This is a genomic window from Martinezella hainanensis (genome assembly GCF_900094555.1).
GTDB lineage: Bacteria > Pseudomonadota > Alphaproteobacteria > Rhizobiales > Rhizobiaceae > Rhizobium > Rhizobium hainanense.
The window spans coordinates 544453-569803 of record NZ_FMAC01000005.1; the positions used below are offsets into that span (position 1 = coordinate 544453).

The 25351-nt window shown below is 59.2% G+C and carries 25 protein-coding genes; 8 read left to right on the top strand and 17 right to left on the bottom strand.

Annotation, left to right across the window (positions count from 1 at the left end):
• Window positions 1-405 precede the first annotated feature (405 nt).
• Entirely contained in the window at window positions 406-1029 is a 624-nt protein-coding gene (locus tag GA0061100_RS19085) for a glutathione S-transferase family protein (protein ID WP_075854274.1), read from the top strand.
• 149 nt (window positions 1030-1178) lie between these two features.
• Window positions 1179-1796, top strand: a complete 618-nt coding sequence (locus GA0061100_RS19090; RefSeq protein ID WP_075854275.1) for a hypothetical protein — start codon at window positions 1179-1181, stop codon at window positions 1794-1796.
• A gap of 98 nt (window positions 1797-1894) precedes the next feature.
• Here GA0061100_RS19090 and GA0061100_RS19095 read toward each other — a convergent pair whose 3' ends face one another.
• The 4 genes from GA0061100_RS19095 to GA0061100_RS19110 form a co-directional block, all read right to left on the bottom strand.
• Complete coding sequence (locus GA0061100_RS19095; RefSeq protein WP_075854276.1) at window positions 1895-2695, bottom strand: hypothetical protein; 801 nt, start codon at window positions 2693-2695, stop codon at window positions 1895-1897.
• A 272-nt stretch (window positions 2696-2967) separates the two neighbouring features.
• Window positions 2968-4200 (bottom strand): peptidase T, encoded by a 1233-nt coding sequence (gene pepT / locus GA0061100_RS19100; protein ID WP_075854277.1) that lies wholly within the window; start codon window positions 4198-4200, stop codon window positions 2968-2970.
• Window positions 4201-4387: 187 nt separating this feature from the next.
• Entirely contained in the window at window positions 4388-4912 is a 525-nt protein-coding gene (locus tag GA0061100_RS19105) for a DUF992 domain-containing protein (RefSeq protein ID WP_075854278.1), read from the bottom strand.
• A gap of 251 nt (window positions 4913-5163) precedes the next feature.
• Window positions 5164-6411, bottom strand: a complete 1248-nt coding sequence (locus GA0061100_RS19110) for an adenylate/guanylate cyclase domain-containing protein (protein ID WP_075854279.1) — start codon at window positions 6409-6411, stop codon at window positions 5164-5166.
• A 222-nt stretch (window positions 6412-6633) separates the two neighbouring features.
• Between GA0061100_RS19110 and GA0061100_RS19115 the strand changes: the two genes are divergently transcribed.
• Entirely contained in the window at window positions 6634-7215 is a 582-nt protein-coding gene (locus GA0061100_RS19115; protein ID WP_075854280.1) for a nucleoside 2-deoxyribosyltransferase, read from the top strand.
• 32 nt (window positions 7216-7247) lie between these two features.
• Here GA0061100_RS19115 and GA0061100_RS19120 read toward each other — a convergent pair whose 3' ends face one another.
• The 8 genes from GA0061100_RS19120 to GA0061100_RS19155 form a co-directional block, all read right to left on the bottom strand.
• Complete coding sequence (locus GA0061100_RS19120; RefSeq protein WP_075854281.1) at window positions 7248-8024, bottom strand: phosphate/phosphite/phosphonate ABC transporter substrate-binding protein; 777 nt, start codon at window positions 8022-8024, stop codon at window positions 7248-7250.
• 45 nt (window positions 8025-8069) lie between these two features.
• A complete protein-coding gene (locus tag GA0061100_RS19125; RefSeq protein ID WP_075854282.1) occupies window positions 8070-9074 on the bottom strand; it encodes an ornithine cyclodeaminase family protein in 1005 nt (334 codons plus the stop codon).
• Between the two features lie 113 nt (window positions 9075-9187).
• Window positions 9188-10702, bottom strand: a complete 1515-nt coding sequence (locus GA0061100_RS19130; RefSeq protein WP_075854283.1) for an HAL/PAL/TAL family ammonia-lyase — start codon at window positions 10700-10702, stop codon at window positions 9188-9190.
• A gap of 288 nt (window positions 10703-10990) precedes the next feature.
• Entirely contained in the window at window positions 10991-11737 is a 747-nt protein-coding gene (locus tag GA0061100_RS19135) for an ATP-binding cassette domain-containing protein (RefSeq protein WP_015343065.1), read from the bottom strand.
• Window positions 11730-12794: an ABC transporter permease subunit gene (locus GA0061100_RS19140; protein WP_075854284.1), complete on the bottom strand. Its 1065-nt coding sequence runs from the start codon at window positions 12792-12794 to the stop codon at window positions 11730-11732. Before GA0061100_RS19140 ends, GA0061100_RS19135 begins: the two co-directional genes overlap by 8 nt.
• A 109-nt stretch (window positions 12795-12903) precedes the next feature.
• Window positions 12904-13893 carry a substrate-binding domain-containing protein gene (locus GA0061100_RS19145; protein ID WP_075854285.1) on the bottom strand — a complete coding sequence of 330 codons (990 nt, stop codon included), beginning with the start codon at window positions 13891-13893 and terminating at the stop codon, window positions 12904-12906.
• A gap of 228 nt (window positions 13894-14121) precedes the next feature.
• Window positions 14122-15534: an ROK family protein gene (locus GA0061100_RS19150; RefSeq protein WP_075854286.1), complete on the bottom strand. Its 1413-nt coding sequence runs from the start codon at window positions 15532-15534 to the stop codon at window positions 14122-14124.
• Window positions 15527-16468, bottom strand: a complete 942-nt coding sequence (locus tag GA0061100_RS19155) for a tagatose-bisphosphate aldolase (protein WP_075854287.1) — start codon at window positions 16466-16468, stop codon at window positions 15527-15529. The genes GA0061100_RS19150 and GA0061100_RS19155 overlap by 8 nt, the downstream gene beginning before the upstream one ends.
• Before the next feature lie 228 nt (window positions 16469-16696).
• On the opposite strand from GA0061100_RS19155, the gene GA0061100_RS19160 reads away from it, so the two are divergent.
• Together GA0061100_RS19160 and GA0061100_RS19165 are read left to right on the top strand one after the other, a co-directional pair.
• The gene (locus GA0061100_RS19160; RefSeq protein ID WP_208621554.1) at window positions 16697-17617 is read left to right on the top strand and encodes a sugar-binding transcriptional regulator; all 921 of its coding nucleotides are present in this window, start codon (window positions 16697-16699) and stop codon (window positions 17615-17617) included.
• Window positions 17617-18306: an HAD-IA family hydrolase gene (locus GA0061100_RS19165; protein ID WP_075854288.1), complete on the top strand. Its 690-nt coding sequence runs from the start codon at window positions 17617-17619 to the stop codon at window positions 18304-18306. Before GA0061100_RS19160 ends, GA0061100_RS19165 begins: the two co-directional genes overlap by 1 nt.
• Here the strand turns inward: GA0061100_RS19165 and GA0061100_RS19170 are convergent.
• From GA0061100_RS19170 to GA0061100_RS19180, 3 genes are all read right to left on the bottom strand, one after another.
• Window positions 18288-18521, bottom strand: a complete 234-nt coding sequence (locus GA0061100_RS19170) for a tautomerase family protein (RefSeq protein WP_075854340.1) — start codon at window positions 18519-18521, stop codon at window positions 18288-18290. The genes GA0061100_RS19165 and GA0061100_RS19170 overlap by 19 nt on opposite strands.
• Window positions 18522-18842: 321 nt before the next feature.
• Window positions 18843-20084, bottom strand: a complete 1242-nt coding sequence (locus tag GA0061100_RS19175) for an NAD(P)/FAD-dependent oxidoreductase (protein ID WP_075854289.1) — start codon at window positions 20082-20084, stop codon at window positions 18843-18845.
• On the bottom strand, window positions 20081-20398 hold the full coding sequence (locus tag GA0061100_RS19180; protein ID WP_075854341.1) for a MocE family 2Fe-2S type ferredoxin: 318 nt from the start codon (window positions 20396-20398) through the stop codon (window positions 20081-20083). The genes GA0061100_RS19175 and GA0061100_RS19180 overlap by 4 nt, the downstream gene beginning before the upstream one ends.
• 179 nt (window positions 20399-20577) lie before the next feature.
• Here GA0061100_RS19180 and GA0061100_RS19185 point away from each other — a divergent pair, with 179 nt between their 5' ends.
• Complete coding sequence (locus GA0061100_RS19185) at window positions 20578-21618, top strand: LacI family DNA-binding transcriptional regulator (protein WP_075854290.1); 1041 nt, start codon at window positions 20578-20580, stop codon at window positions 21616-21618.
• Between the two features lie 182 nt (window positions 21619-21800).
• Here GA0061100_RS19185 and GA0061100_RS19190 read toward each other — a convergent pair whose 3' ends face one another.
• Window positions 21801-22835, bottom strand: a complete 1035-nt coding sequence (locus tag GA0061100_RS19190; RefSeq protein ID WP_075854342.1) for a sterol desaturase family protein — start codon at window positions 22833-22835, stop codon at window positions 21801-21803.
• A 190-nt stretch (window positions 22836-23025) separates the two neighbouring features.
• The gene (locus tag GA0061100_RS19195; RefSeq protein WP_075854291.1) at window positions 23026-23955 is read right to left on the bottom strand and encodes a sugar ABC transporter substrate-binding protein; all 930 of its coding nucleotides are present in this window, start codon (window positions 23953-23955) and stop codon (window positions 23026-23028) included.
• Window positions 23956-24186: 231 nt separating this feature from the next.
• Here GA0061100_RS19195 and GA0061100_RS19200 point away from each other — a divergent pair, with 231 nt between their 5' ends.
• Window positions 24187-25020 carry a sugar phosphate isomerase/epimerase family protein gene (locus GA0061100_RS19200; protein ID WP_075854292.1) on the top strand — a complete coding sequence of 278 codons (834 nt, stop codon included), beginning with the start codon at window positions 24187-24189 and terminating at the stop codon, window positions 25018-25020.
• 50 nt (window positions 25021-25070) lie between these two features.
• On the top strand, window positions 25071-25351 hold a 281-nt coding region (locus GA0061100_RS19205), incomplete at its 3' end, for an alcohol dehydrogenase catalytic domain-containing protein (protein WP_159444797.1).

Genomic DNA, 25351 nt, shown 5'->3' on the forward strand with positions numbered 1-25351 from the left:
TCTTACCGCATGTTCACAGCCGTTTCGCTCATACTCGCTATCCGCGAAATCGGACCGACGGTCGAACAAGAGCCTAAGCTTCCAGCGCAGTTCTCCCAATAGTATTATGAACGGAGATGTTAGCCCGATCTCCAGCATACTTAAGGAAACGCGCCGCCCTCGGCGCATACCAGCTTCAGCAAAAATCATCGGATTTACAGCCGACTGAATTGTCCCAATGACAAGATAGAAATTGCCTCTGCCGGTATTGCCTCGATTATCCGACTGGAAAAGAGGACAGTACATGATGAGCCTACCTTTCTTCCGAGTTGATGCGTTCGCGGCTGGGCGTTGTCGCCTGCAGGACGGATGCGTGAGGCTGGAAAGCAACTGCATCCAATTCATCGCGGGGAGGGTACCCATCTAATGCTGACGATCTTCGGCTACCGCGCATCCATCAATGTCCGCAAGGTTCTTTGGCTGTGCGAAGAAATGAACCCTGCCTATCGCATGGAGAATTGGGGCGGCGGGACGCGATCGACATCGGAGCCGGAATTTCTGCGCCTCAATCCGGTCGGCATGGTGCCAGCGATCGATGACGCCGGTTTCGTTCTGTGGGAATCAAACACGATCCTGCGTTATCTTGCCGCCAGTCGTGGGCGCAAGGATCTGCTACCGGATGATGCAAGGCTGCGCGCTTCAATCGAAAAATGGATGGAGTGGCAGGTTTCCGATTTCAACAACAGTTGGCGGGTTGCCTTTCAGGGACTCGTGCGCAGAAATCCAGACTATCAGGACAAGGAAGTCATTACACGCTCGGTAGCGGCATTTTCGGACCTGGTCGCTCGCATCGGCGTCGAAATCGATCGACAAGGCGGTTATGTCTGTGGCGATAGCTTCACTCTTGCCGATATTCCCATCGGTCTGTCCCTCCATCGCTGGCGCGCATTGCCGGCCGAAAAACCGCATCTGCCTGTTATCGAGGCTTATTACGAACGGCTGTGCTCCAGACGCGGCTTTCAAATGCATGGGCTGAACGGCGGCCCTTGAGCGGCGGATCATACGTGCCGCCCCGATGCACATAGCGCATCCGTCAACATTTCTTTGCAAAAGGTCTGCAATTGGCCATGTTTCGGTAAAAGCCGCGCCACACTTCGCATGAAGATTGCTATCCGAGATTTTGTCTAAAGGAGCGTTCAATGGATACGCAGCCTATGAGATGGTGGAATGGTCAAAGCGAGACGACCCGGCGACTGGGTTCCGGGCTTGCTGTTTGCGGTACCGTTGTCGGTGCTCTCTATGTAATTGTTCAAACCGGTCCCGTAGACCGCACCCTACAATTCATCGACGACAGCGGCCGCATCGCGATCAATCGCGCAGCGCCCGCACCGCAACTTGCCATGAACCAATTGCAGTTGGCAGTAGATGCGAGCCCAGCAAAGCCGCAGATGGCGGTGCCAATTCCGCAGCCTTCGCCACTTGCTGCCATGGCCAGAACCAATCCGCCAGCAAAGCGCGTTGTATCGCATTCCGATGTCGCAAAGACCAAGGTCGCGTCATCCGGGGACGTGGAGCATTTCGATCGCTGCCTGCCGCAATGTGAAACGCAGGACCCGCTGATAACAGGCCATCCTGAATATGCAGAGGCTGCTCCGCCGCTTGCAAACGACGATTCGCCTCCCGTACTGGAGGAAAGGGTCGGATTTCATCCGCTTGCCGGCGCGCGCAATCTTTTGAACAAAGCCGTGGATGCACCAGGCATGATGCTACGGCGCAGCCGGCAGATGATCGACAATGTGGCCCGCGTAGACTGGTGATTGGGACACATATCTGCGCCCATTGCCGAGATCGAGGCAACGGGCGCAGAGTTTTATCCTAAAGCGAAGGGGCGCCAGGACGCCCGGCGGCGAACCGCCTACAGGCCACCGGCGCTCGCCGTACTGCGCAGCAGCCGGCAAAGGCTGACAAGACCAGCATCGAAATTGCCGGATGCAGTCACCTGACGACAGGCAATCAGCATACGTTTCTGCTCAGCGCTCGACATCATGCGGAAAGCGGCAAGGGTGCGCGTGCTCGATCCCGTGCCGGAACTACCCGAACCCAGCCCAAAGCCGCTCGTGCCGCCCGTTCCACCGGTTGCCATGCCGGTTCCGCTGGAGCCAGCACCGCCCGTGGAGCCGGTACCTCCTGTGGAACCAGTGCCGGTGCCGGTTCCACCGCCGTTGCCGCCGCCTGAACCACTCCCGCCGACGCCGACACCCACACCGACACCTACTCCGGATCCGCCGACGGAGACGCCAGCGCCAGCATTGACACCGCTTGAGCCTCCGACCGAAGCGCCGAGACCGGCGTTGACGCCATTGCTATTGACGGACGCACCCACACCGGCATTGACTCCGCTGGAACCGCCAACGGATGCGCCGACACCCGTATTGACACCACTCGTTCCGGATACGGAAGCGGCCGCTCCGGCATTGATGCCGTTCGTGCCGCCAACGGAAGCTCCGACGCCGGCATTAAGCCCATTGGCGCCAAGCCCGGCGCCCAAACCAGCGTTGATACCGCCGACCGATACGCCAACACCCGCGCCCAGTCCGCCGCTTCCGGACCGGCTGCCGCCATGATCCGTCCCGCCGCCGGGCTCTGCATAACTTGTTGAGGCCAATAGAAAAAGTGCGGATGCAGCGATTGCCATCCGTGAAGATTGTACTCTCATGACTAAACTCCGTTTCAGCGTAGGCTTTTGTCAGCCTGTTTCTGATTGCCGGAGCGCGCGCACCGTAGAGTTGGAATGAAGGGGCTTCCTTATTCTCCTCTCCTCCCAAGACTACATTACAGAATAATCTAATTTAGTAATGCTTCAATATAAAAATTCACGGATGGCTTGCATAATGACAAGGAGTTTAGTTCCAGGTAGACGAAAATGACCTGTTCCGCGACAGTGTTACCAGGCTTCCCAAGAATGAATGGAGCCTATTCTCGGGACGCTCAAGAGCGTTCCGCCCAGACCTTCGTCAACTCGACGAGCGTCTTGACGGCTCTTTCCATATCCTGCCGGCTGACCCATTCAAGCGGCGAATGAAAGGCATGCCCACCGGCAAAGATATTGGCGCAGGGCAGGCCCATGAACGAAAGCCTGGAACCGTCAGTGCCACCGCGAATGCTGCCGCGCACTGGCGTCATGCCGGCACGGCGGATGGCTTCGACAGCATTTTCGACGATTTCCGGATAGCGATCGAGGATTGTCTTCATGTTGCGATATTGATGCCGAACGGTGAACGTGTGCGAGGAGCCGGGATAGGCCGTCATGACGTCCTTGACGATCGCCTCCAGCCTAGTCTCCTTATCGGCTAGGCCCGGCTCGCCGAAATCACGGATGATGAAGCCGAGTGAAGCCTTTTCCATCGAGCCGCTGATGCCAGTGGGGTGGATGAAGCCATCCCGGCCGTCCGTCGTTTCGGGAGCTATGTCCTTCGGCAGCTTGTCGATGATCGCGCCGGCAATCCTGATGGCATTTTCCATCTTTCCTTTGGCAAAGCCCGGATGGATTGCGACGCCGTGGATAACGACCTCGACACTGTCGGCGGAGAAAGTCTCGTCTTCTATGTGCCCCGCCGTTTCACCATCGACCGTATAGGCGAATTGCGCTCCCAGCTTCTTCAAATCCACCTTGTCGACACCACGCCCGATCTCTTCGTCCGTCGTGAACAGCAGCTTGATGGTGCCGTGGCGGATATCGGGATTATCGACAAGATATTTCGCAGCCGCAACAATTTCGGCGAGGCCAGCCTTGTCATCGGCTCCAAGCAGTGTCGTACCGTCCGACGTGATGATGTCATTGCCGATCTGATCGCGCAGGGCAGGGTGTTCGTCAACGCGAATAACCTGCTGCAGATTGCCGCTCAGGCGGATATCGCCGCCGGAATAGTCGTGCAGGATTTGCGGCTTGACATTCGTGCCGGTGAAATCGGGTGCAGTGTCCATGTGCGAACAGAAACAAATGACGGGAACCGGCTTGTCGACATTCGAAGGAATGGTGGCATAGACGTAGCCATGTTCGTCCAGATGCGCATCGCCAAGCCCGATCGCCAGCAGCTCCTCGACGAGAATGCGGCCGAGATTCCTCTGTTTTGCGGTGGAGGGCTGCGTGGCCGAAGTCGGGTCCGATTGCGTATCGACGACAACATAACGAAGAAAGCGATCGGTGACGGTATCGGTCATGAATCTAGCTCCAAAGAATCTCTTGGTTTTGCATAGCTATAACGCTCGGCGAGCGCGCCGAGAAATCGATTTCGCACTGAAAGACGCAATAGGCGAAACGGACCCACGCTGCGGCTCATGAAAATATGGCCGCTCCAGCGCCAGGCGGAAGCGGCCATACCGTGGTTTAAGATTGTGGCCGAAAGCCTCAATCGGCCGAGGTCAGGGTTACTGACGTACCGGTTGCCGCAACGTTGAGGCCGAGCTGCCCCGTCACGCTTACGGTCTGAAGATGGATGGAACCGGAGGTGCCGCCGACGAGAATATTCGTGCCGACGCCGGCGCCGACGGTCGCCTCAACGGTAGCGCCCTGATAGAGGCCGCTCAGAGAACCGTGATGATAGCCGGCTGTCGGCGCGAAGACCAGCCAGACGAGCCGGCTGCGGGTCGTGAAGCCGAGATCGACGCCCATCTTTCGGATCGCACCAGTGTAATGATCAACGCGCTCGCGTCCGACCGTCGAATGGAAGGTGCAATCCACCTCTTTTGCCGAGCCGAGTACATAGCCGACACCGCCGCCGATTTCGCATTCGAGGTAGCCGATCTTCACGCCGTTGCGCTGGTCCGGCTCTTCTTCGCGATAGGTCGTCGGCATATCTGCCGCCCGTACCACCGCCGCGCCCGCAACGATCAACGATGCTGCTGAAAACGCCAGGGTCAGGATTTTTCTCATCTGTTTTCTCCTTGTCAGAGTATTATGGGTGGCAGGCACCCTCGTGGTCGAGCCGATAGAATCAACCCTTACTTAACGTTCGTACGCGCAGAACGATCCCAAAAATAAGGCGGCTATCGTCATGATCCACTTCACAATATAGGGAAGTCCATCCACCGCGGCACCCTTTGGCCATTTCACGTTTTGCTACCGACTGAATCGCGCCGTACAAAATCGAGGATTTGCAGGGCAAAGCTCGCCCTGCTTACCCGTCAACCATGCTGAAGCAAGACTTCCTTGGCGGCAAAGGCGAACACATCGACCGGTTCTCCAAGACCCTTGAGAGGGAAGGAGCCGAGGCTTTCCATATCTCGCTGGCAGCCGGCCATGTCGACGAAAGCCTTGGACAGCAGCACCGGCCGTTTCACTTCCTTCGTCAAGGACTCCAGCCGCGAGGCGATATTGACGGCTGGACCGATGACCGTGAAGTCAAGGCGCGTGCGCGAGCCGATATTGCCGTACATCACATCGCCGACATGTACGCCGACGCCATAGCGCAGCACTTCGCGGCCTTGCTTGCGATTTTCCTCATTGAGCACGGCAACACTCGCCTGCGCCTCGCTGATGGCGAGAAGAAGATTGTGACACGCATTTGCATCACTCAACGGGAAAATGGCCAACAGGCCGTCGCCCATGAATTTGAGGATCTCGCCGCCATGCTTTTCGATCGGGTCGACCATCGCGTCGAAATAGCCGTTGAGCAGCTCGATGACATCGTCGCGCGGCCACATGTCCGAGATCGTGGTGAAATCGCGCAAATCGCAAATGAGGATCGCCGCACCGACGGTCGTACCGCTGCCGCGCGTCGTGGCGCCAGCCAGGATCTTTTCGCTGGCATGCGGCCCGACATAGGTGCGCAGGAGCGTGCGCGCCATGATGTTCTTCAATCGGATCTCGGTCACCATCGTCAGGGCCGGCAGCAGGTCCTTCAAAAAGGTGACGTGCTGTTCGGTGAAGCCGCCGGGAGCATCCGAGGCAAAGGTCACGATATGGCGCTTGCCGAGCGTGTGGTAAATCGGCCAGGCGATATAGTCGGTCAGCCCCTCCGCGTGCATTTCCTTATAAAGCGGATAGTTCAGTTCCACCTTTTCGCAGATTTCGAGATTTTTCCGGACTTCAGTCGCGCCGTTGAAGATCTCGTTGATCGGGCTTGCCAGAAACTGCGGCGTTTTCTCAACGCCGTAACTGAAAGTGGCGATATCTGCCTCTTTCATACCGGTGCGCCACAGAATCCTCGCGCCGAGCCATTGCGGATGCAACGTTCTGAAATGCATCGTCGCTCTTCCAATCGGAACTCCGATCGCCCGCATTTTCTCGCAAAGTTCGACGAGGATATTGTCAATGAATCGCTGCTCGCGAACATCGTTCATAAGCCAATCGAGGATCTTGCTTTGTTTCGTCGGCCAATTGCCTTGGTCGTCCTGTGTCGAGGCGGCAACGGCCTCAAGAGAAGATTGCATTTCTATACCCCACAAATTCCGTCACCTGTCATGGACCAAGAGCGCCATTCGATCCGAAGGGAACTATACGCGTCTCGTCAGCGACCGGGAACGGTAATCGCCGTTATTTCGCGATTTCGTAAATTATGCGCCCAGCTATGGCGGCAGCGCCTTGAATCAGCCATAGGCTTCATATGGTTCCGCAACTGCTGCGGTGCAAGATTCCGTTAAAGAGGTGAGGCGTTGAGAGCATATCTGGCAGGCCCGGAAGTCTTCCTCCCGAATGCAAGGGAAATCCTCGATCGCAAGATCGCGCTGACGCGTCGCTACGGCTTTACGCCGGTTTCGCCCGGTGACCTTGCCGTGCCTGAGACGGAGACGCGTCGGCAGCGTGGCCTTGCCATCAGCTCGATCAATGAGAAACTGATGACGAGTGCCGATCTCATCATCGCCAATCTGACGCCGTTTCGGGGTATCGCGGCCGATATCGGCACGGCCTTCGAACTCGGTTTCATGTGTGCCCGCGGCTGCCCGGCATTTGCCTTTTCCAATTGCATCGATAACCACTTCGAGCGTGTGAGGAGGCTCTATGGGGGCGCGGTTCAACTCGGTGCGGACGGACGCCACCGCGGCCCCGACGGCATGTCGCTGGAAAATTTCGATATGGCCGACAATCTGATGCTCGACGGCGGCATAGCGGCGCGTGACGGTGTCATCGTCACGCGCCAAGTCGCGCCGGATCAGCTCTTTCTGGATCTGACGGCCTTCGAGGAATGCCTGGGCATCGCAGCAGAGAAATTATTGAAGCAGGTCGCCAGCGCATAATGTGCCGGCTATTGATTTAGCTCGTTCGAACCTCACCATGTGCCGAGGGCAGCATCGATGGCTCGCGCTCTTGCGGGAAGCTGTTCGTAAGCAGCAACATCCGGCTCGGCAAAAGCAGCCAATCCGAGCGATGCGAGAATATCGCGCCCCTCCGGATCTTGGTGCGCGCCGAGAAGAACAGTGCGTAGCGCGTCGACAATATCCGGCGATTGCAGCCGCGAGGCTACCAGCAGGGGGAAGGGCGCTGGCTTCGTGGTGGCCACGATACGCAACGGCGCGATCATCTCCGGCTCGTGCAATGCTAGGAGCTGATAGGCATAGGCGTCGATGGCGCCGACATCGATGACGCCCGAATGAATAGCGTCGATCACGCCGCGCGGGTTGAGGAGCGGGCCGGCGACTTGCGCCGCCGCGGGCCTATCCGCAAGCGTGGCAAAGAATTCTCGCGGCGCATTATAGCCGGACTGAGAATCCCGCACCGTCCAGCCCCAGCGCGCGGTTGCGAGATCCGCTTCTGTGAGCGACTTGCCTTGAGCAGCGACGATGTGGCTTGCATAGATCGGTTGGCCGTTTGCCCAGTCCGCCAGAGAAACGGGCGCTGCCAGCGGCTGCGGGCGCTCCGCCGGTGACAGCCGCGAGAACGGAAAGCCGCACATGAAGACGGCGCCCATGTCCGGACGTGCCCATAGCTCGGACAGAGGCGCTGGAGCGGCATGGGCAATGACTTCGAGTTCGACGCCTGACCGGTTGCCAAGCCATTGGAAGAGGCGATCCCATAGGCCAGATATCTTCGGGCTCAGATTGTACATTCGTGAGCAGGCAATGGCAGGGGCGGGAGATATCGTCATGGCGCGTCACGCAAACCGAAGCCGCTGGCCGATATTCATGCGCTTTGCCTTTTCGACCATTGCCGCGCCGAGTGCAACATCGGTCGTGCTGAGACCGCGGTGCCAGAAGAGAATGGTCTCCTCATCGCTTTCACGGCCCGGCTTGGCGCCACAGACGATCTGACCGATTTCAGCATGCAGCGTCTTGGCCGTTACCTTGCCTTCGTCGACATGGCGGCGAAGGGCACCGAAGGGACGCCCCGGTCCGCATTGTCCCCAGTCATCGACGACGACCTTGTCCATGATATCGGTCAAGTCGAATTCGAGCGCGCTCATCGTGCCGTAAGGCACGACAAAGGCGCCTTTCTTGACCCAGGCGGTCTTGAAGAGCGGCGTCGGCTCCGGCAAGCGGCTCGCCTCGATCATGATATCGGCGCCCTTCAGGCAATCCTCCCAATTGTCCGTGACGATAATCTTCTTGCCGAGATCCTTCTCAAGCCGTGCGGCAAAGGCATCGCGGCTTTCCGGTCGGCGCGAATGCACACGGATTTCGTCGAAATCGAAGATGTGATCGAGCAGGCGCACGTTCCAGTAGGAGGTGCCGCGGGCGCCGATATGGCCGAGGATCTTACTATCTTTGCGAGCGAGATGACGTGCACCGATGGCGGTGACGGCGCCGGTGCGCATATCGGTGATGGCGGTCGCGTCGATGATCGCCTTCGGCACGCCGGTGCGCGGATCAAAGAGATTGAGGACCGCCAGTTCCGAAGGCAGACCCTGCTTGTAGTTGTCAACGAAATCGCCAACGACCTTGACGCCGGCATAGTCGAGCGGCTTCACGTAGCCGCGCAGCACGTTGAAGTGGCCCTTGTCTGAACTCTCGGGCACGAGATGGACACGAGGCTCGATGACGGTCTCGCCGCGCCCCTGTGCATCGAGCGCCTTGGTCACGGCGTCAAGGATTTCGTCATTGGAAAGCGCCAGCGCCTTGGCGTCTATGGCATTCAGATAGTCGATCCAGATTTCCTGCATTACCGTTCTCCAGCATGTCACCGGCTGTACCGGTCTATCGGATGATGCGGGCCGCCGGACGGCCTGCGAGAAAGCGAAGCGGAGGGCGTGAACTGCCTTGCCGCCATTTTCGATCAGGGAGCGGCCTTCGCGGCAGTTTCTGCGATGAATTCCGACACTCTCTGAAAATCAGGGCCTTGGGCACGATCTTCGTCGAGCGGTGCCACCAGTTGGCGCACCTGCCGGTAGGCGTCCAGCGTCCCGCTGCCAAGTTCGCCCGTAACGCCACGCAATTCGACTGCCTGGGCCGAGGCGATCAGCTCGATCGCCACAAGATAGCGCAGCCGCTCGATCATCGCTTCGATCTTCGACAGAACGCTCGGCGCCATCGAGGCCTGATCCTCGACGCCGTCGGCCACCGGGATGGGCGTCAGCGATACCGGTATGGCCAGATGCCGTATCTCCGCTTCGAGTGCAGAAACCGTTTTCTGCACGGTGGCAAAGCCGGTTCTGCTCTGCCCGAGCGGTGTCAGGAAGCGCGGCAGCTCCGACATGGCCGCTGACATGATCTTCATCGTCCTATAGGCGATCGCCGCCGCACAATGGGCGATTGCCTGGCCGAGCCGCTCCCATGCGAGAACGAACGCCGTCATGTCGAAGTTGCCATGCGACAGGATCAGCCCTTCCTCGACGAGCACGACGGGATTATCGCCGGAGCTGGCGAGCTCTATCTCGGTCGCGGCGCGTGCTTCGCCGATCGCGTGAAGGAGAGCGCCCCAGACCTGCGGGGCACAGCGATAACTCAACGGATCCTGCAGACGCCGCGCCGCGCCATCCGCCAGAAGAGAACTTCCCGAAAGCAACTCGCGAAGCCGGGCGGCCGTCTCACGCTGGCCGAAGGCCGGTCTCGCCACCAACGCCCGGTCGTCAAAGGCCGATGCATTGGCGCGGAATGCTTCGAAGTTCAGTGCGATTGCCGCAAGCGACCAATCGAATAGTCGCTCGATATCCTCGATGCACAGGCATGCCTTGCCAACCGACAGACTGTTGGCAACCACGAGGACATGGCCATCCTTCGGCGCTATCGGCAAAGGGGGCAGACCGACTTTCGAGAGGGCATCCAGCGCTGGCATAACCGTGCCATCGAGTTCTGCCTCGCCGTCCCCCAGCAAAGCACGTCCCATATGTGCCAAAGGCGCAAGATCGGCGGCACCGATAGAGCCGAGCGAAGGCACCACCGGATGAAAGCCGGCGTTCAACGCGGCCACGAGGCCGGCGAAAACCGGGAGTGATACGCCGGAGCCGCCAGCCGCCATGCCAGCGATGCGGGCGGCCATCATCGCCCTGACGGCTTCGCGCGGCAGCGCCGGCCCAACCCCGACTGCACGGGCTTGCGGCACACGCAATTGAAAGGCGATCAGGTCGTCCGCAGCGAGCCGCGTGTCGACGCCTGCGCCCAATGCTGTCGTCAACCCATAAACCGGCTGATCGGCGGCCAAATAGCGTTCGACCACGGCACGCGCAGCGTTGATCTTGTCTTTGACGTCCGGAGAAATAGCTATCGTGGCGTTGCGCCGCGCAATTGCAACAATATCGCGCACCGTCGGGGGCGCCCCAGTGAAGGACACGATATTATCCGTCTTGCTCATTCCTGCCTGCCTCATGCGCTCGGTTTCCCGCGATCTTCGCCGGAATGCTCTTCCAGCCGATATTGGTCGTTGGGATAGGTAGATATCACGCATAGCACAGCACATGGCCAGCAACAGTCATATCGATTGAAGAACACCGCTATCTCATTGCGAGGCAATGTTCGGCGCGGAGAAAAGCGCAATCAGCAGCAAGTGGGGGCCTACAGGCCCAACACAAACTAAAAGTGATAGCGATGACATGTCATCGCTATCACCTTGTTTTCAACAGAGGTCGGTTCAGTGACAGGCTTAGCCGCCAATCATGAGCCTTACGACTTCCTCGTGATTGGTGTCGGCGATATTGCGCTCGCCGGCAACAATCCCGCGGCGCAGGACGACGATGCGGTCGGAGACCGCGAAAATATCCTGCAGATTGTGCGAGATGAAGATAACGCCACGTCCCTGCGCCTTCAGCGACTTGATGAGAGCCACGACCTTGCGCTGTTCGGGTACGCCAAGTGCTGCGGTCGGCTCATCCATGACGAGGATGCGCGCATTCCAATAGACCGCGCGTCCGATCGCAACCGCCTGGCGCTGGCCGCCGGAGAAGTTGCTGACGGGCGCGTCGAGCCGCTTCACGTGAAAGTCCAGCTCGGCCATCGTCTTGCGTGCGGCTTCCGCCATGGCTTTGCGGTCCAAGACCGGCAGGAAGCCGAAAAGCTTCTTCATCGGCTCACGCCCAAGGAAGATGTTGGAGCCGATCGTCAGATTGTCGGCCAGTGCCAGATCCTGGTAGATCGTCTCGATGCCTTTCTCGCGCGCATCCTGCGGCGAGGAGAAGGTGACGGGCTTGCCTTCGATCAGAATTTCGCCCGCCGTCGGCGGATAGACGCCGGAGATCGCCTTGATCATCGTGGTCTTGCCGGCGCCGTTATCGCCTGCAAGTGCGACGACTTCACCAGGCCGGACAACCATGGAGCAATTGTCGAGGGCACGCACCGCGCCGAAATAACGCGAGAGATTGCGGACCTCGAGGAGGGGAGTTGCACTATTCATCCTGTTTTGCTCCGCTGAACCGACGCTGCGCCTGGTCGATGAGCACCGAAATGATGATGACGATGCCGACGGCGATGAACTGCCAGAACGGCTCCACATTCATGAAGACGAGGCCGTATTGGATGACGGCGATGACGAGAGCGCCGGCAACGGTGCCGATGATCGTACCGGAGCCGCCGAACAGGCTTGCGCCGCCGATGACGACGGCAGCCACGCTATCAAGCAGCAATGGTTCACCCGCCTGGGCGGCACCTGCGGTGAAACGGGCGGCATAGAGCGCGCCGCCCAAGCCTGCGCAGACAGCCGAGAGAATGTAGAGCCGCAGCAAGTGAGACTTGATGTCGATACCGGCACGGCGGGCGGCCTGCGCATTGGCGCCGATGGCGTAATTATGCTGGCCGAAGCGTGTCTGGCTCAGCAGATAATGCATGATGACCACGAAGACAAGCGTGACGATGACCAGATAGGGCACGCCGTAGAATCGTCCGTTGCCGAGCTCGGCGAAATAGGAATTCTTGACCGGCACGGTGGTACCGCCGGCAATCAGGAAGGCCGTGCCGCGGGCAACGCCGAACATGCCAAGCGTGCCGATGAATGGCGGAACCTTGAGACGGGAGATCAGCAGACCGTTGATGAAGCCGGGGACGGCAGCGGCCAGCATGGCGACGAGAATGCCGAATACCATTGCCACCGGCAGCGGCATGTAGAGCCCGGCAATATTGGCGATATGCGCGGCGACGACCGCGGCAAGGCCCATGATGAAGCCTGTCGATAGATCGATGCCGCCGGAGATGATGACGAAGGTCTGTCCGATCGCCAAGAGCAGCGGCGCCACCGCGAAGATCGTGACGGACTGCCAGTTGAAGCTCGAGCCGACGAAGGTGCCGCCGAAATCGATCCGTGCCCAGATCTCGAAAGTCACGATAAGTGCGGCAAGAAAGAGCCATGCGCGTAATTGCGCGATGCGGTTTAGAATGGTTTTTGCCTGGTCGCCGTGGTCCGCCTGCGGTGCCACGTGCTGATCCGCCTTGCGGACCTCTGCATTGTCGATTGTCATGGACTGGTCCAAACTGAAGCGTTGCAGGCGCGAAGATCACAGCGCCGTTCGCTCTATCATCGTTGGATGATGTGCCTCGTCGATCGACGAGGCACAGACTATCTCCGCATCAATCGGAGTAGATGAACTTCGCGACTTTCTTGTCGGCGACGTTCGATTTGTCGATAACAGTGAAGCCCGTCCCGATCGCCGTCGGGATCGAATTGCCGGTGAGATGCGCGTAAGCTGCCATCACACCGAAATAGCCGATTTCAGCCGGGTGCTGCGCGATCGCCAGATCGACGAGGCCGGAGTTGATGTTGTCGACGATGGACGTCGGCGCATCAAACGCGACCACACGGATCTTGCCGGTCTGGCCGGCCTGCTGCACGCCATTGGCCGCACCAAGGGCGGAGAACAGATTGGCCCCGAAAACGCCGTCGAGATCGGAGTTGCGTGCGAAGACGGCCTGCAGCTGCGATGCTGCCTTGTTGGCGTCGTCGTCGTTATACTGCGTCTCCAGAACGGTGATGTTCGGATACTTCTTCATTTCCTCCTTGAAGCCCTGCTCACGCTGGTCGGTGGTCGACACGCCGGGCTTGACGTTGGAAACGTAAACCTTGCCCTTTTCGCCAACGGCCTTTGCCAGCGCGCGCGCTGCAATCGCACCGCCGAGCAGGTTGTCGGAAGCGATATAGGACAGCGGAAAGTCGGCGTCGCCTTTGCCGGTTTGATAGACGCCCGTACCGATGAAGGTATCAACGGTGATGATCGGGATGCCGGCATCGGCAGCCTTCTTCAGCGGCTGGATCAGCTGATCCTTGTCGGTCGGCGCGATAAGAATTGCGTCGGGCTTCTTGGCGATCACCGCGTCAAGAACCGGAACCTGTGTCACCGGGTTGAAATCCGGGCCGCCTTGAAACACCAGCGTCGCGCCGACAGCCTTGGCTGCGGCCTCGGCGCCCTTGCGCATGGTGATGTAGAAAGCATCGGTGGTCAGGCCCGGAATAAGGGCAATCGTAAACTTCTTGTCTGCAGCCTTGGTGGTGCCGGCAACAGCCGCAACACCGGTAGCGAGCGATGCCACGGCCGAAGCCTTGAGAAATGAGCGGCGCTCCATAATTTTCCTCCTCTTGAAGCCGAACCTCCCCTGTCCGGCAAAGCGATAATCAGTGGGTTACCCCGGCGCGTCAAGTAATTTTTTTCTGTAACGAATTTCCTTCATCTTGTTGATATAATTACAAAATCTCGCCATGCGCACGATATCGTCATCCGTCGAAGACATAGGGTCGCACGACGGTTCACGAATATTTCGCATTTATGCCGTCTGCCTGGACGGCGACGTCCATCATTCGGGCTCGAAGACCCCTGAAAGCCAGGCCATGATGGCCGCCATATCCGGTTCCTGCGTCTGGTCGACCGTCATCACGGCACCACAGCTCATGGGTTCGGCCCGATCGGCAAGCGCTATCAGTTCCGGCACATATTCGGCACCCGGATGTCCCGGCAATCGGTCCTTCAGCCGGCTGGCGTAACGCTCCCCGGCAACAGCTCCGGGCACCTTGCACCAGAGTTCTGCGACATGGTCTATCTGCGCAGCACTGATGTAGCTCTCGAGCTGGGCCTTTGGCTGAAAGCCGAACCATGCATCGATGATGAAGGTCGAACTGGCCGGCGCCTCGGCGATAAAGGACCAGATCGCCTGGTAGCTCGCCTTTCCCAACGTCCGATTGAAGTCGCGGTCGACCGGACCGATATGCTGCAGGAACGGGTTCTTGATGCTGTCGAGAGACAGAATCGGCCAGCCGGTTCGCAGCGACAAAGCCTTGGCCAGCCGGCTTTTGCCGGAAGCCGGCACGCCGTTGACGAGAACAACCCGCTTTCCTTGAGGCAGGGCATCGGCGCCGAAAATCGAAAGCCCTGCGCCGATCACGCCGGCATCGTCGGCGAGCTTCGCCGGCAATATGGCGGGGCAAAACCACGGCGCGGCCGCCGGCAAATCGGCAAGAGCTCGCGCGGCATCACAGCCAAGCCCACCGCCGAGCAAGATAATCTCCGGGTCCATGGTTGCTGCGATATTGTCGAGAGCGGCTCGCAACGGCGTTGCCCATTGGCGCAGCACGTGGACTGCCGTGGCGTTTCCTTCCGCCGCCATGTCGAAGATTTCGCGGATTGTCGTCACCGGCAATCCGGATTCGGCGATGTGTCGGCGCAAAGCGGTTCCGGAACTGAAGGTCTCGACGCAGCCGCGTCTGCCGCAAGGGCAGGGCGGACCATCCTGCGATACACAAATATGGCCGAGTTGCCCTGCCGCCTTGTGCCCGTGGTAGATGCGCCCGGCATGGGCAACGGCACCGCCTATGCCCGTCCCGATCGTCAGCATCGCCACATTTTGATAGCCCTTGGCGCCACCGATCCGCATTTCGGCGATCAGCGCCATGCTGCAATCATTCTCGATGACAACAGGCTTTTGAAGAGCTGTCTCGAGCCGCTTAACGAAGTCGAGGCCGGAAAGATTGAGGATGCCGCCAGACAGGATCTCGCGACTATCGACATCGACCCGCCCGGGTATGCCGACACCGATCCCCAAGACTTCTGGTGTATCGAGCTCACGCGCCATCGCAATGACGCGCTCCAATACCACCAGGGGATCGGCCGGGGTTCGTTCCGATAGCTTGGCAAGAAGCTCGCCCTGGGCGGAGACGAGGGCAGCGCGAATATTCGTGCCACCAATATCGACGCCGATGGCGGTGTCAGCCATGGGCGCGTTGCCTTTGATCAGCTTCGTGCGATCCCGTGCCCTTGAAGTGCGTTGCAATGACGGCCTGGATTTCACGAAGCCTTGGCACTGCGACCGTTTCCAGCCGATCCTTCGTCACCGAGCGATCAAGCGAGATGCAGTCCTTCCACAGCGAGCGGCCGGCAATGACGCCCGATGCGCCGTTGCGCATGGCATCTTCGACCTGCGTCAGAAAGGTTGCGTGGTCGACGCCCGCCGACAGCACTGCCCATGGCACATCGCCCGAAAGGCGTGTGACTTCGGCGCAAGCTTCCGATGACCCCGGATAAGGGATCTTCAAGACTTTCGCGCCGAGATCGAGGCAGATCTTGCTGCCGCCGACGATCAGAGACGGCAGCTTCGCCTTATAGTCAGCCTCATCCTCGTCTTCGAACTTGTAAGTCAGGAATTCAACGACTAGCAGAAGATCTTCATGTGCGAAGTCTTCGATGCACTGCTTCAGGATCTGGATATTATGGACATTCGCCGTATCTCGATCCGAGCGCAGATAGACCATGATCTTGCCGCCTGTCGCCCCCAGCTGGCGTACGCGGCGCGCGGAAACGCCGGGAACCAGCTTCGATAGACGATAGCCTTCCGGCGACGTATCCCAGCCGGAAGCGTCGAGACCGATCAGCAGCGCGGTATCGCGCTGGAGAACCCGATCATCGACCAGCGCCGGCACGGCACAGATCGGATCGACGAGAACACAGGACGCCTTGCTTGCCAGAAAGCGGGCAATATCGGCCTTCGTGTCTCCCAGCACCTTGTCGGAGATCGCCGCCTGCTCGGCCGGGTCCTTGGCCAGAAGGCTGCGCATGCCGCCGCGCTGGTCGCAGGCAATCACCATCATGGCACCGTCGCTACCACAAATCTGCTGGTAGCCGCGCATCTCCGCTGTCGTCAATTTGGTCATGTGATCCTTCCTCCAGCCGTTGCGAAACGGCACCCATGCGGGCACGCCTTCTCCACTCCTCGAAGAGGGCATTGCTCTTGAAATTGAGGACTCTCATGCGCGGTATAAGCGTTGCGAAACCGGCCTTTTTAAGCGATAACTCCTCAAGTGCCGTATGTGTAACACATTGCAGAAAGGAATTTCAACCTGAATTCGTCTCAATCGCAGGAGGCTGCGGCAAATCGCGCATTGCTGCACACGGTCGCCAAACTGCACTACCAATCCGATATGGCGCAGGTGGATATTGCCAGGAAGCTCGGCCTGTCGACGGCGACGGTTTCGCGATTGCTGCAGCGAGCCCGGGCGGTCGGAATCGTCCGGATCGAAGTAATCGATCTTTCACCCGCCGAAGACCTGAATGCTGCGCTGATCGACGGCCTGAAGCTGCGCACCGCTGCTGTGATCGATACGCCGTCATCAAATGTGCTGAGCGCGCTTGCTGCGCCGGTCGGCTCGCTTCTACAGCAGGCGGGCCTGCGCTCCGGTTCGACGCTCGGCATTGGTTGGGGGCGGGCGGTGCGCGAGGTGACAATGGCGGGCCTGCCGCAATTGCCAGGCATCGTGACGGTCGCACTGAACGGCGGCATGCAGCAGGCGGCAGCCCACTTCCAGATCAATGAATTCGTGCGTCAGGCGGCGGTCCAGATGGGCGGCGTGCCGCATTTCCTGCATGCGCCCTATATCTCTTCGACCGAACTCCGGGATGCATTTCTCGGGGACCCTACCGTGCAGCAGGTGACCTCCCTCTGGGACAGACTGGATGCGGCAATCGTCGGCGTGGGACTGACACATGCGGCAACCCCCTCGGAAACGGCGTTGCCGGGCGAAAGGGCACTGAGCCATGCGGCAGGAGATGTGCTGCGCCACTACGTCACCGAGGCCGGAGAAATCCTGCACTGGGATGGCGAGGAGGCGATGATTGCAGCCTCTCCCGCGCAATTGCGCAAGGTGCCGCTCTGCATCGCTGTTGCCGCAACTCCCAGCAAGGCAAGCGGCATTATCGGCGCGGCACGATCGGGAATGATCAATGCCTTGGTCACCGACGCCAATACGGCACAGGCTATTCTTGATCGTCTGTCATCCAATCAGAAAGCCGAGGATCGATCCTGATGCCCTTTAGCGACCGCCCCTTCGGCGCCTTCCTGTTCGACATGGATGGAACCGTCCTGAATTCGATTGCGGTCGCCGAACGGGTCTGGACCGCCTGGGCGGAGAAACGTGGTGTGGATGCTATAGCCCTGCTGGCAACCGTCCATGGCCGCAAGGCGATCGAGACAATCACTGGGCTCGGTCTGTCAGGGATCGACCCGGCCGAAGAGGTCAGGGTACTCACTCAAGCCGAGATCGATGACGTTGCCGGCGTCGAACCCATTGCAGGCGCGATCGGCTTTCTGAAAAGCCTGCCGCCGGATCGTTGGGCGATCGTCACCTCCGCCCCACGCGAACTCGCCAAGGTCCGCATTGCCGCGGCCGGTATTCCCTGGCCGGAAGTTCTAATCGCCGGCGAGGATGTACAGAATGGCAAGCCGGCACCGGATTGCTTCATGCTGGCTGCAAGAATGCTGGCGCAACCCATTGAACAATGTCTTGTTTTTGAGGATGCGCCTGCGGGAATAGAGGCGGCGGAAGCCTCGGGCGCTTCCGTGCTTGTGATCAGCGCCACCCATCGGACGCCGTTATTCACGCCGCATCTGAGTATTGAGAACTATGATCGCGTGAGCGCGAGTATCAACGCAGATGGTAGTCTGCGTCTCTCCACCATACCCGATCGACCTGCCTCTTACCGAAACGGATCGTAGCTCGGCTTCTTATAGATCGTATCGGACTTGTCCTGGATATCGGGGACATAGACCCTCTCGGCCCAATCGGACATCGCCACATCCTCGATCGCGACGGAGACCGAACTCTCGTCAACGCCAAGCGTTTCGATGACAGCCTTGGCCAGATTTTCAGCCACCGCATGCTTCATTGCTTCGGTCCTTCCCACTGCCATTTTCAAAATTATGTGAGGCATTGATTCATTCCTGTGCTTGTCGGAGATTGCCGTCACGGACGCAAGAACAGCCGGATCGGCGGATTTCATAAAATGCGGTCGCCGTTGTGCGAGATTACTTCAGATAGTCCTGGTCCGAGACCTTCTCCAGCCATTCGACATTCTTGCCGTCGCGCAAGCCGATGATGGCGATAGGCGCATCTCGGTCTTCGCCGTGGCACTGTGCCAATTGCCGCCGCTGCGAGACCTTCGGGAACTGCTAAAAGAATGTAGGAAGATCCGGACTCGGGATTAGCACCCGAATGCCGCAAGCACTTATGATATCTGCTCATGAATGCGCCGTCAGGCCGCTCGCGGTAGCAGCGATTTCAGGTTCGCATTGCCAGCGAGCACCTCGGTCGGCGGGATGACGCGCCTGGCAATCAGCATCTCGCTAAGCTTGATATCCTTGGCGATTTTATTGCCCGGTCCGACACCGCTTGCGGCGACCAACCGTTGTTGGTCGTCGAGATGAAACAGGATTAAGGCACCGTCCCCAAGATCCCTGCGGACGACCGTGCGACCCTCATCGACGAGGCCTGCGATCTGCAGAGTGTGATCGAACTGGTCGGACCAAAAGTAGGGAACGGCCTGATAGATGCGAGCCGCGCCCATTAAATTCGCGGCGGCGAGAATGCCCTGGTCCTGAGCATTGCGCCAGGCTTCAAGACGCAGCCGACGGCCGCCATAGAGTGGATGCGGGAACGAGCAGCAGTCGCCGGCGGCATAGATATCGTGCACCGATGTTTCCAGACGCTCACTGACCGCAACGCCGTTATCGATCGCGAGACCGGCCCGAGCGGCAAGCTCGGTACGTGGCTGCGCGCCGATCCCGACGACGAGCATATCGGCCGAAATCGTATCTCCATCGGAAAGAGAAATATCGACACCTTGCTCGTCAGCTTCGAGCCCGAGAACCGCCACGCCGCATCTCACGACGACGCCATTACCTTGGTGCAAGGCGGTGATCGTTTCGGCAATCGGTTCGGGGACACCACGCTTGAGAATACGCTCCTGGGACTCGATGACCGTAATCTTCGCGCCGCGCGTGCGCGCCGATGCGGCGACCTCAAGTCCAATGAAACCGCCTCCAAGAACAGCCACATGCATATCCGCTCGGACAAGGGCACGCAGCGCAAGCGCATCATCGATCGTCCGCAGATAGACTATCCGGCTGCTGACGGGAGCATTCGGCAATCGCCTTGGAACCGCGCCGGTCGCCAGCAGCAATTTGTCATAAGGCAGTGCCCGACCATCGGAAAAGAACAGCTGCTTTCCCGACGTGTCTATGGCATCGGCCGAGGCGCCGCCGATATGCCGGATCGCATGCTCGGCCAGTACGATATCGCTGAGGACAGCGGGCAGCTTTGGCTCTGTCGCATCGAGCAAAATCTGTTTGGAAAGGGGAGGTCGCTCATAGGGGAGATGGATCTCGTCGCCGATGAGGGTAATCGCCTGCCGATAGCCGCTCTCCCTCAGGCTCAGCGCGGCACGCGCGCCGCATTCGCCGGCGCCGACGATGAGGATGCCAGCATCGCTACTCATGCGCTGATTCCGATCATGATGCGATCGCCTTCCACCTTGACCGGATAGGTTTTCAGATTGATGCAGACTGGTGCACCCCGTGCTTCACCCGTCTTGTAGCTGAAGCGGCCATTATGCTTCGGACACTCGATCGTATCGTTCATGACGAGCCCGTCGGCCAGATGGATTTTCTCATGGGTGCAAAGCCCATCCGTGGCGAAATACTCATCGTCAGGGCTGCGATAGATCGCAAAGGTTCGCCCGGCGTGGTCAAAGCGGACAACATCCTCCTGATCGATTTCATCAGCAGCGCAGGCATCAACCCAGTTCGTCATTTCTTCCTCCTCATTGCATTCGCCGCAAGGCGCGAAAAGCATCGTCCAGTCTTGGGAGCAGGTTGCCGTTGCGCTTTGATCGCGCATCGTTTTTCCCTCCCAACTGGTTTCAAGCATGCGCGAAATGACCCTTCACATTCCACGCCGATTATGATCATTTTTCATCAGGGAGGAGCGAAATGAAGAAGGCACGTCTCGTGGACATCGCCGCCGCCGCTGGTGTCGGCCTTGCGACCGTTGAACGCGTTCTCAACGAACGTGGCAGCGTCAGGCCGCAGACCGCGGAAAAGGTGGTGCTGGCCGCCAAGCGGCTAGGCTACAAAGGGATCATCCCGAGTCTCTATCGCGGCACGATTCGCATCGAAGTCATTCTGGTCAGGCCGGAGTCGCCATTCTTCAGCAGGCTCAATCGAGCCTTCGAGCGGATCGCTGCCTCGCTCGACAGCTCGATCACAGTCCACCGGACTTTCGTCGAGGAGAGCGATCCGGAGAGATTTGCTGCGCATATCGCCGATAGCAGCATTCGCCGACATGGCCTTATCGTTGCGGCCATCGATCATCCGGCCATCCGGGAAAGTCTGCGAAAAGCCCGTGCCGCCGGTGTCGAAGTCGTGCAAATCGTCTCCTACCTGACCGGCCGGGATGACGTGTTCGTCGGCATCGACAATTATGCCGCGGGCCGCACTGCTGGCTTCTACATGTCACGCATGCTCCGCCACGCCAAAGGAAGCATCGTCGCCATTTGTCATAGCTGGGCCTATCAGATCCACAGGGAACGCATTCGCGGCTTTTCCGATTATCTTGGCTCCCGTGGCAGTCCGGCACTAAAGTTTTCCGAAGTCGTGTTCGGCCAGGATGACGACGTAAAATCCGCCGAGATGATGACGCAGGCGCTGCACCGCTGTCCGGATGTGGTCGGCGTCTATAATGCCGGCGGCGCCAATCTTGGCGTCGGCTCGGTGCTTCAGCGCTTTCAGGAGCAAAGGGGAGGTGATTGCGTCTGGATCGCGCATGAGCTTAACGACGAAACGCGCCGCTTCATCGCCTCGGGGCTGATGACCCTTGTTCTCGATCAAGCGCCTGAGACCCAGGCAAGGCGCGCGCTGGATACCATACTATCGCGTATGGCGATTATCGATGTTCCAGTCAGCCAGGAGCCCGTACCGTTCCTGACTTATACGGCGGAAAATATTGGCCCCGCCGCATCCACTCGCCGGTAAGTGACAAGGCCGGAGCCTGCGGAAGGAGGGCCGCAGGCTCCGGCATTTCCCGCCATCAACGGCCGATTGAACCGGTGGCGGGGGGAGAGCTCAATGCGCGCATATGGAGCACATGGCGCCTTTGGCAAGTCCTTGAGATCCTTGTCCCGGCCGGACTAATCCGGCCAGGCTTCCGCTGCTTGCTAGCTTGGCGTGCCGGAGCGGCGAGCCTGCTTTTCGGCGTATTTCTTGGCGCGTTCCATGAAGCGCTTGTTCATGCGGTCCTCAGCCTCTTTCGAGCCGTCATGAAAGGTGCCGAACCACTGGTCGAGCGGGATCACGCCATCGGCATAATTGCACTCGAAGAATTTATGATGGAGGTAATGGTCATAGGCATGGGTATCGATCCCGGCTTCCTCGCCGATGACGATCTTGTCGAAGCCGGCATGTCCCGGCGCTGGCGCCAGCGCGGCATGTGTCAGATGGAACAGTGCGTGGATCGGATTGGACGGCACGATCCAATGGATGAGCACGCCCGAGAAATACAAAAGATGCTCGACCGGATGCATGGCGAGGCCTGACCAGGGGCCAGGATTGACGTTGTTGTGATGCAGCTTGTGGACCGCATGATAGAGCGGCGGCCAGTGGATCAGCCGATGCACGAGATAGAAGTGCAGATCTCGGAACGCCGGGATCAGCAGCATGACGATGGCGCAGTAGATCGGGTGTTCGACAAAATCGACATAGGGAATGATGCCGTTCGCGAATGCCCAGAGCGTCAGCACTTCGAAAGCTGTCCACAGGGGTACGGCGCTTGCAAAGGTCCAGATCACATTGTCGACGGTCTGGTTGCTGAAGAGGAAGGCGGAATTGTCCTTCGACGGCCACTTGCTATTGTATTTGAAGCTCGTGCCCTGCTTCTTCTGCATGTAGAGACGCAGGTGAAAGGCGCCGAAAAACAGGAAGACCAGCGCGGCGTTGCGTACGAGAAGATAGGCGATCCAGCCCGGCGCCAGCGTCTTCATGGTCTCCATCGAGGGCGTCGCGTAAAGCCAAAGCAGCGTTGCGACGACAGCATAGACGACATTCCAGGGCATCAGGTAGCCGGGATATCCGAAGAACCATTTCAAGAACGCGACCGGTTTTGCCGGCCAGATGAAAACAGGCGGATATTGCAAGAGTTTGTTGGGCTTCCAGTCGCCGCGCTTGTCGCGCGTGCCGTAGAGCGTGTCGTCCATGATGTGCCTCCCGGTGAATGAAACGATGCGGTCAGTGTCGGCGGTGCCGGCGGGAAACGACAGCATTGATTTGATGAAATTTGCTCACAGCGGCGGGAAATTCGCCGGGCCGCAATCGGGGAAGGGGAGGCCACGGCCCCGCCTTCCCGTACACCGGCAGTCATGCTCTACGTTGCCGGCGCTTTTCCACTCAGTTGAGGCTCTCGAATTGAACCATGTTCTCCTTCGTCACCAGCTTGAAAGGGATCCAGACTTCCCGGTCGATCTGCTCGCCCTTGATGGCCTTGATTGCAATGTCGACGGCGCCGCGACCCTGCGCCTTTGCGTCCTGGAATACGGTGACTTTTAGATCGCCTGCTTTCATCGCCTGCAACGCATCCGGCGTCGCATCAATGCCTGCGACGATCGTCTTGTCTGTCGAACCGCCTGAATTCTTGATGGCCGAGATCGCGCCAAGCGCCATTTCGTCGTTGTTAGCGATGACGGCATCGAACGACAGGCCTGATGTCAGCCAGTTCGACACCAGATCGGCGCCATCGACACGGCTCCAGTTGCCGACTTGCTCGCGGACCACCTTTATGCTGCTGCAACCGCCCGTCTTGAGCACATCGTGAACATCCTGCGTCCGCTGACGTGCGGCCTGGCTGCTGAGATCGCCGACCATGACGACGACATCGCCCTTGCCGCCGAGCATGCGACAGACTTCCTTTGTCTGCAGCGTGCCGGATTCGGTTTCATTCGACCCGACGAAGGCCTGCTTTTTTCCGAGCGTCGAAAGATCAGTCGGCTGAATATTGACGTAGATCAGCGGAATGCCGGCATCCTCGGCAATCTTGCTGATCGCAGGTGTGCCGTCCGAATCCACCGGATCGACGATGATGGCTGAGACACCGCCGGCTGCGAAATTGCGCACCTGATCGAGCTGCTTATTGACGTCGTTGGCGGCGTCCACCACCTGCAGGTCGAGGCCCTTGGTCTTGGCGTAATCCTGCATGCCATTGGCAATCAGGGTCTGGAAATTGGTCGTCAGGTAGCCCATCGAAACGCCGATCCTGTCGGCGGCGTAGGCTTGCGACGACAGCACGAGCGCGAGCGCGCTTGCACTCAAAAACTTCAGCATGTTCTCCTCCCAGGAAACAGCGGCCCAAATGACCGCTTGGAAAGAGTTACCGATGGAGCCGATCGGCGTCCGGGAGTATTTTGATGAAAAACCATCAGGCCCGAGGGTTCTCGACCAAGCCAATACATCCGCTTTGCAATGAAACGCGCCCATGATCAAAACCCATCATCGAGCTGACTGGCCAAGCCCCGGGATTCGTGATCTGAGCAAGCCACTGGTACGGGAGGACCTATGCAGAACTTGCTCATATTCCAGTCGCTCTGGTCCATGGAGCGACGCAGCGCGAGATATCCGGAGCTTTCCCTGGAGGAAAATGTCGATAAGATCGCAGCTGCCGGCTTCGATGGCATCAGTGCTCACTGGCACGATCGTAATGTCGTCTCCCGCATTGCGGGTCTGCTCAGGCAGTATGGCTTGCAGGCGGAGGGGCAGTGCTTCCCGAAGACCGTCGACGATCTGAAGCCGGTGCTCGAGATCGCCGCCGAATATAATGTCCATCACATCTGTCTGCAGCCGGACGTTCGCCTGCGGCGGCTTGAGGATTGCATTCCTCTGCTGGAGGGATGGCAACGCTTGGCGGAAGAGGCCGGCATCGATGTCTGGATCGAGACGCATCGCGATCGCATGACGACGGATTTGTTCTTCACGCTCGACCTGCTCGATCGGCTGCCGGATCTGCGGCTGCTCGGCGATATCTCCCATTTCCTTGTCGGGCGGGAATTCGCCTGGCCGGTATCAGACGAAAACCATGCGCTTATTCACCGGATATTGGACAGCTCCTGGGCCTTCCACGGCCGCGTTGCCTCCCGCGAACAAGTTCAGATCGAAATTTCCTTCCCGCATCACAGACCCTGGGTCGATCTTTTCCTCGGCTGGTGGGAATATGGTTTCAAAAGCTGGCGGAAGCGCGCCGACAAGGACGCGACGCTCGCCTTTACCTGCGAACTGGGGCCGAAGCCCTATGCCATCACCGGAAGAGACGGCGAGGATACCACCGACCGCTGGGAAGAATCCCTGATGATGAAACAGGAAATACGTGATTTGTGGGCAAGAACTGCCAGCTAATAAATTAAGCAAAGTATCACAAATAGACTATTGATTATGGAGGGTTTCCCATGGACGTAAGAGCAGCGGTCGCGGTTGCGGCGGGCAAGCCGCTTGAGGTGATGACGGTTCAGCTTGAGGGGCCGAGAGCAGGTGAAGTGCTGATCGAGGTCAAGGCGACCGGCATCTGCCACACCGATGATTTCACCCTGTCGGGTGCCGATCCCGAAGGCCTGTTCCCGGCGATCCTCGGCCATGAGGGTGCCGGCATCGTCGTCGATGTCGGTCCGGGGGTGACTTCGGTCAGGAAGGGCGATCACGTCATTCCGCTTTATACGCCCGAATGCCGCGA

What these genes read in the sequence shown, in the direction of transcription:
- GA0061100_RS19125 (WP_075854282.1), bottom strand. Translation starts at nt 9,074, where the DNA reads ATGCAGGAAATCTGGATCGACTATCTGAATGCCATAGACGCCAAGGCG.
- GA0061100_RS19150 (WP_075854286.1), bottom strand. Translation starts at nt 15,534, where the DNA reads ATGGCTGACACCGCCATCGGCGTCGATATTGGTGGCACGAATATTCGC.
- GA0061100_RS19145 (WP_075854285.1), bottom strand. Translation starts at nt 13,893, where the DNA reads ATGGAGCGCCGCTCATTTCTCAAGGCTTCGGCCGTGGCATCGCTCGCT.
- GA0061100_RS19135 (WP_015343065.1), bottom strand. Translation starts at nt 11,737, where the DNA reads ATGAATAGTGCAACTCCCCTCCTCGAGGTCCGCAATCTCTCGCGTTAT.
- GA0061100_RS19185 (WP_075854290.1), top strand. Translation starts at nt 20,578, where the DNA reads ATGAAGAAGGCACGTCTCGTGGACATCGCCGCCGCCGCTGGTGTCGGC.
- GA0061100_RS19095 (WP_075854276.1), bottom strand. Translation starts at nt 2,695, where the DNA reads ATGAGAGTACAATCTTCACGGATGGCAATCGCTGCATCCGCACTTTTT.
- GA0061100_RS19180 (WP_075854341.1), bottom strand. Translation starts at nt 20,398, where the DNA reads ATGACGAACTGGGTTGATGCCTGCGCTGCTGATGAAATCGATCAGGAG.
- GA0061100_RS19170 (WP_075854340.1), bottom strand. Translation starts at nt 18,521, where the DNA reads ATGCCTCACATAATTTTGAAAATGGCAGTGGGAAGGACCGAAGCAATG.
- pepT (WP_075854277.1), bottom strand. Translation starts at nt 4,200, where the DNA reads ATGACCGATACCGTCACCGATCGCTTTCTTCGTTATGTTGTCGTCGAT.
- GA0061100_RS19190 (WP_075854342.1), bottom strand. Translation starts at nt 22,835, where the DNA reads ATGGACGACACGCTCTACGGCACGCGCGACAAGCGCGGCGACTGGAAG.
- GA0061100_RS19200 (WP_075854292.1), top strand. Translation starts at nt 24,187, where the DNA reads ATGCAGAACTTGCTCATATTCCAGTCGCTCTGGTCCATGGAGCGACGC.
- GA0061100_RS19175 (WP_075854289.1), bottom strand. Translation starts at nt 20,084, where the DNA reads ATGAGTAGCGATGCTGGCATCCTCATCGTCGGCGCCGGCGAATGCGGC.
- GA0061100_RS19130 (WP_075854283.1), bottom strand. Translation starts at nt 10,702, where the DNA reads ATGAGCAAGACGGATAATATCGTGTCCTTCACTGGGGCGCCCCCGACG.
- GA0061100_RS19110 (WP_075854279.1), bottom strand. Translation starts at nt 6,411, where the DNA reads ATGCAATCTTCTCTTGAGGCCGTTGCCGCCTCGACACAGGACGACCAA.
- GA0061100_RS19140 (WP_075854284.1), bottom strand. Translation starts at nt 12,794, where the DNA reads ATGACAATCGACAATGCAGAGGTCCGCAAGGCGGATCAGCACGTGGCA.
- GA0061100_RS19105 (WP_075854278.1), bottom strand. Translation starts at nt 4,912, where the DNA reads ATGAGAAAAATCCTGACCCTGGCGTTTTCAGCAGCATCGTTGATCGTT.
- GA0061100_RS19120 (WP_075854281.1), bottom strand. Translation starts at nt 8,024, where the DNA reads ATGTACAATCTGAGCCCGAAGATATCTGGCCTATGGGATCGCCTCTTC.
- GA0061100_RS19090 (WP_075854275.1), top strand. Translation starts at nt 1,179, where the DNA reads ATGGATACGCAGCCTATGAGATGGTGGAATGGTCAAAGCGAGACGACC.
- GA0061100_RS19195 (WP_075854291.1), bottom strand. Translation starts at nt 23,955, where the DNA reads ATGCTGAAGTTTTTGAGTGCAAGCGCGCTCGCGCTCGTGCTGTCGTCG.
- GA0061100_RS19165 (WP_075854288.1), top strand. Translation starts at nt 17,617, where the DNA reads ATGCCCTTTAGCGACCGCCCCTTCGGCGCCTTCCTGTTCGACATGGAT.
- GA0061100_RS19155 (WP_075854287.1), bottom strand. Translation starts at nt 16,468, where the DNA reads ATGACCAAATTGACGACAGCGGAGATGCGCGGCTACCAGCAGATTTGT.
- GA0061100_RS19085 (WP_075854274.1), top strand. Translation starts at nt 406, where the DNA reads ATGCTGACGATCTTCGGCTACCGCGCATCCATCAATGTCCGCAAGGTT.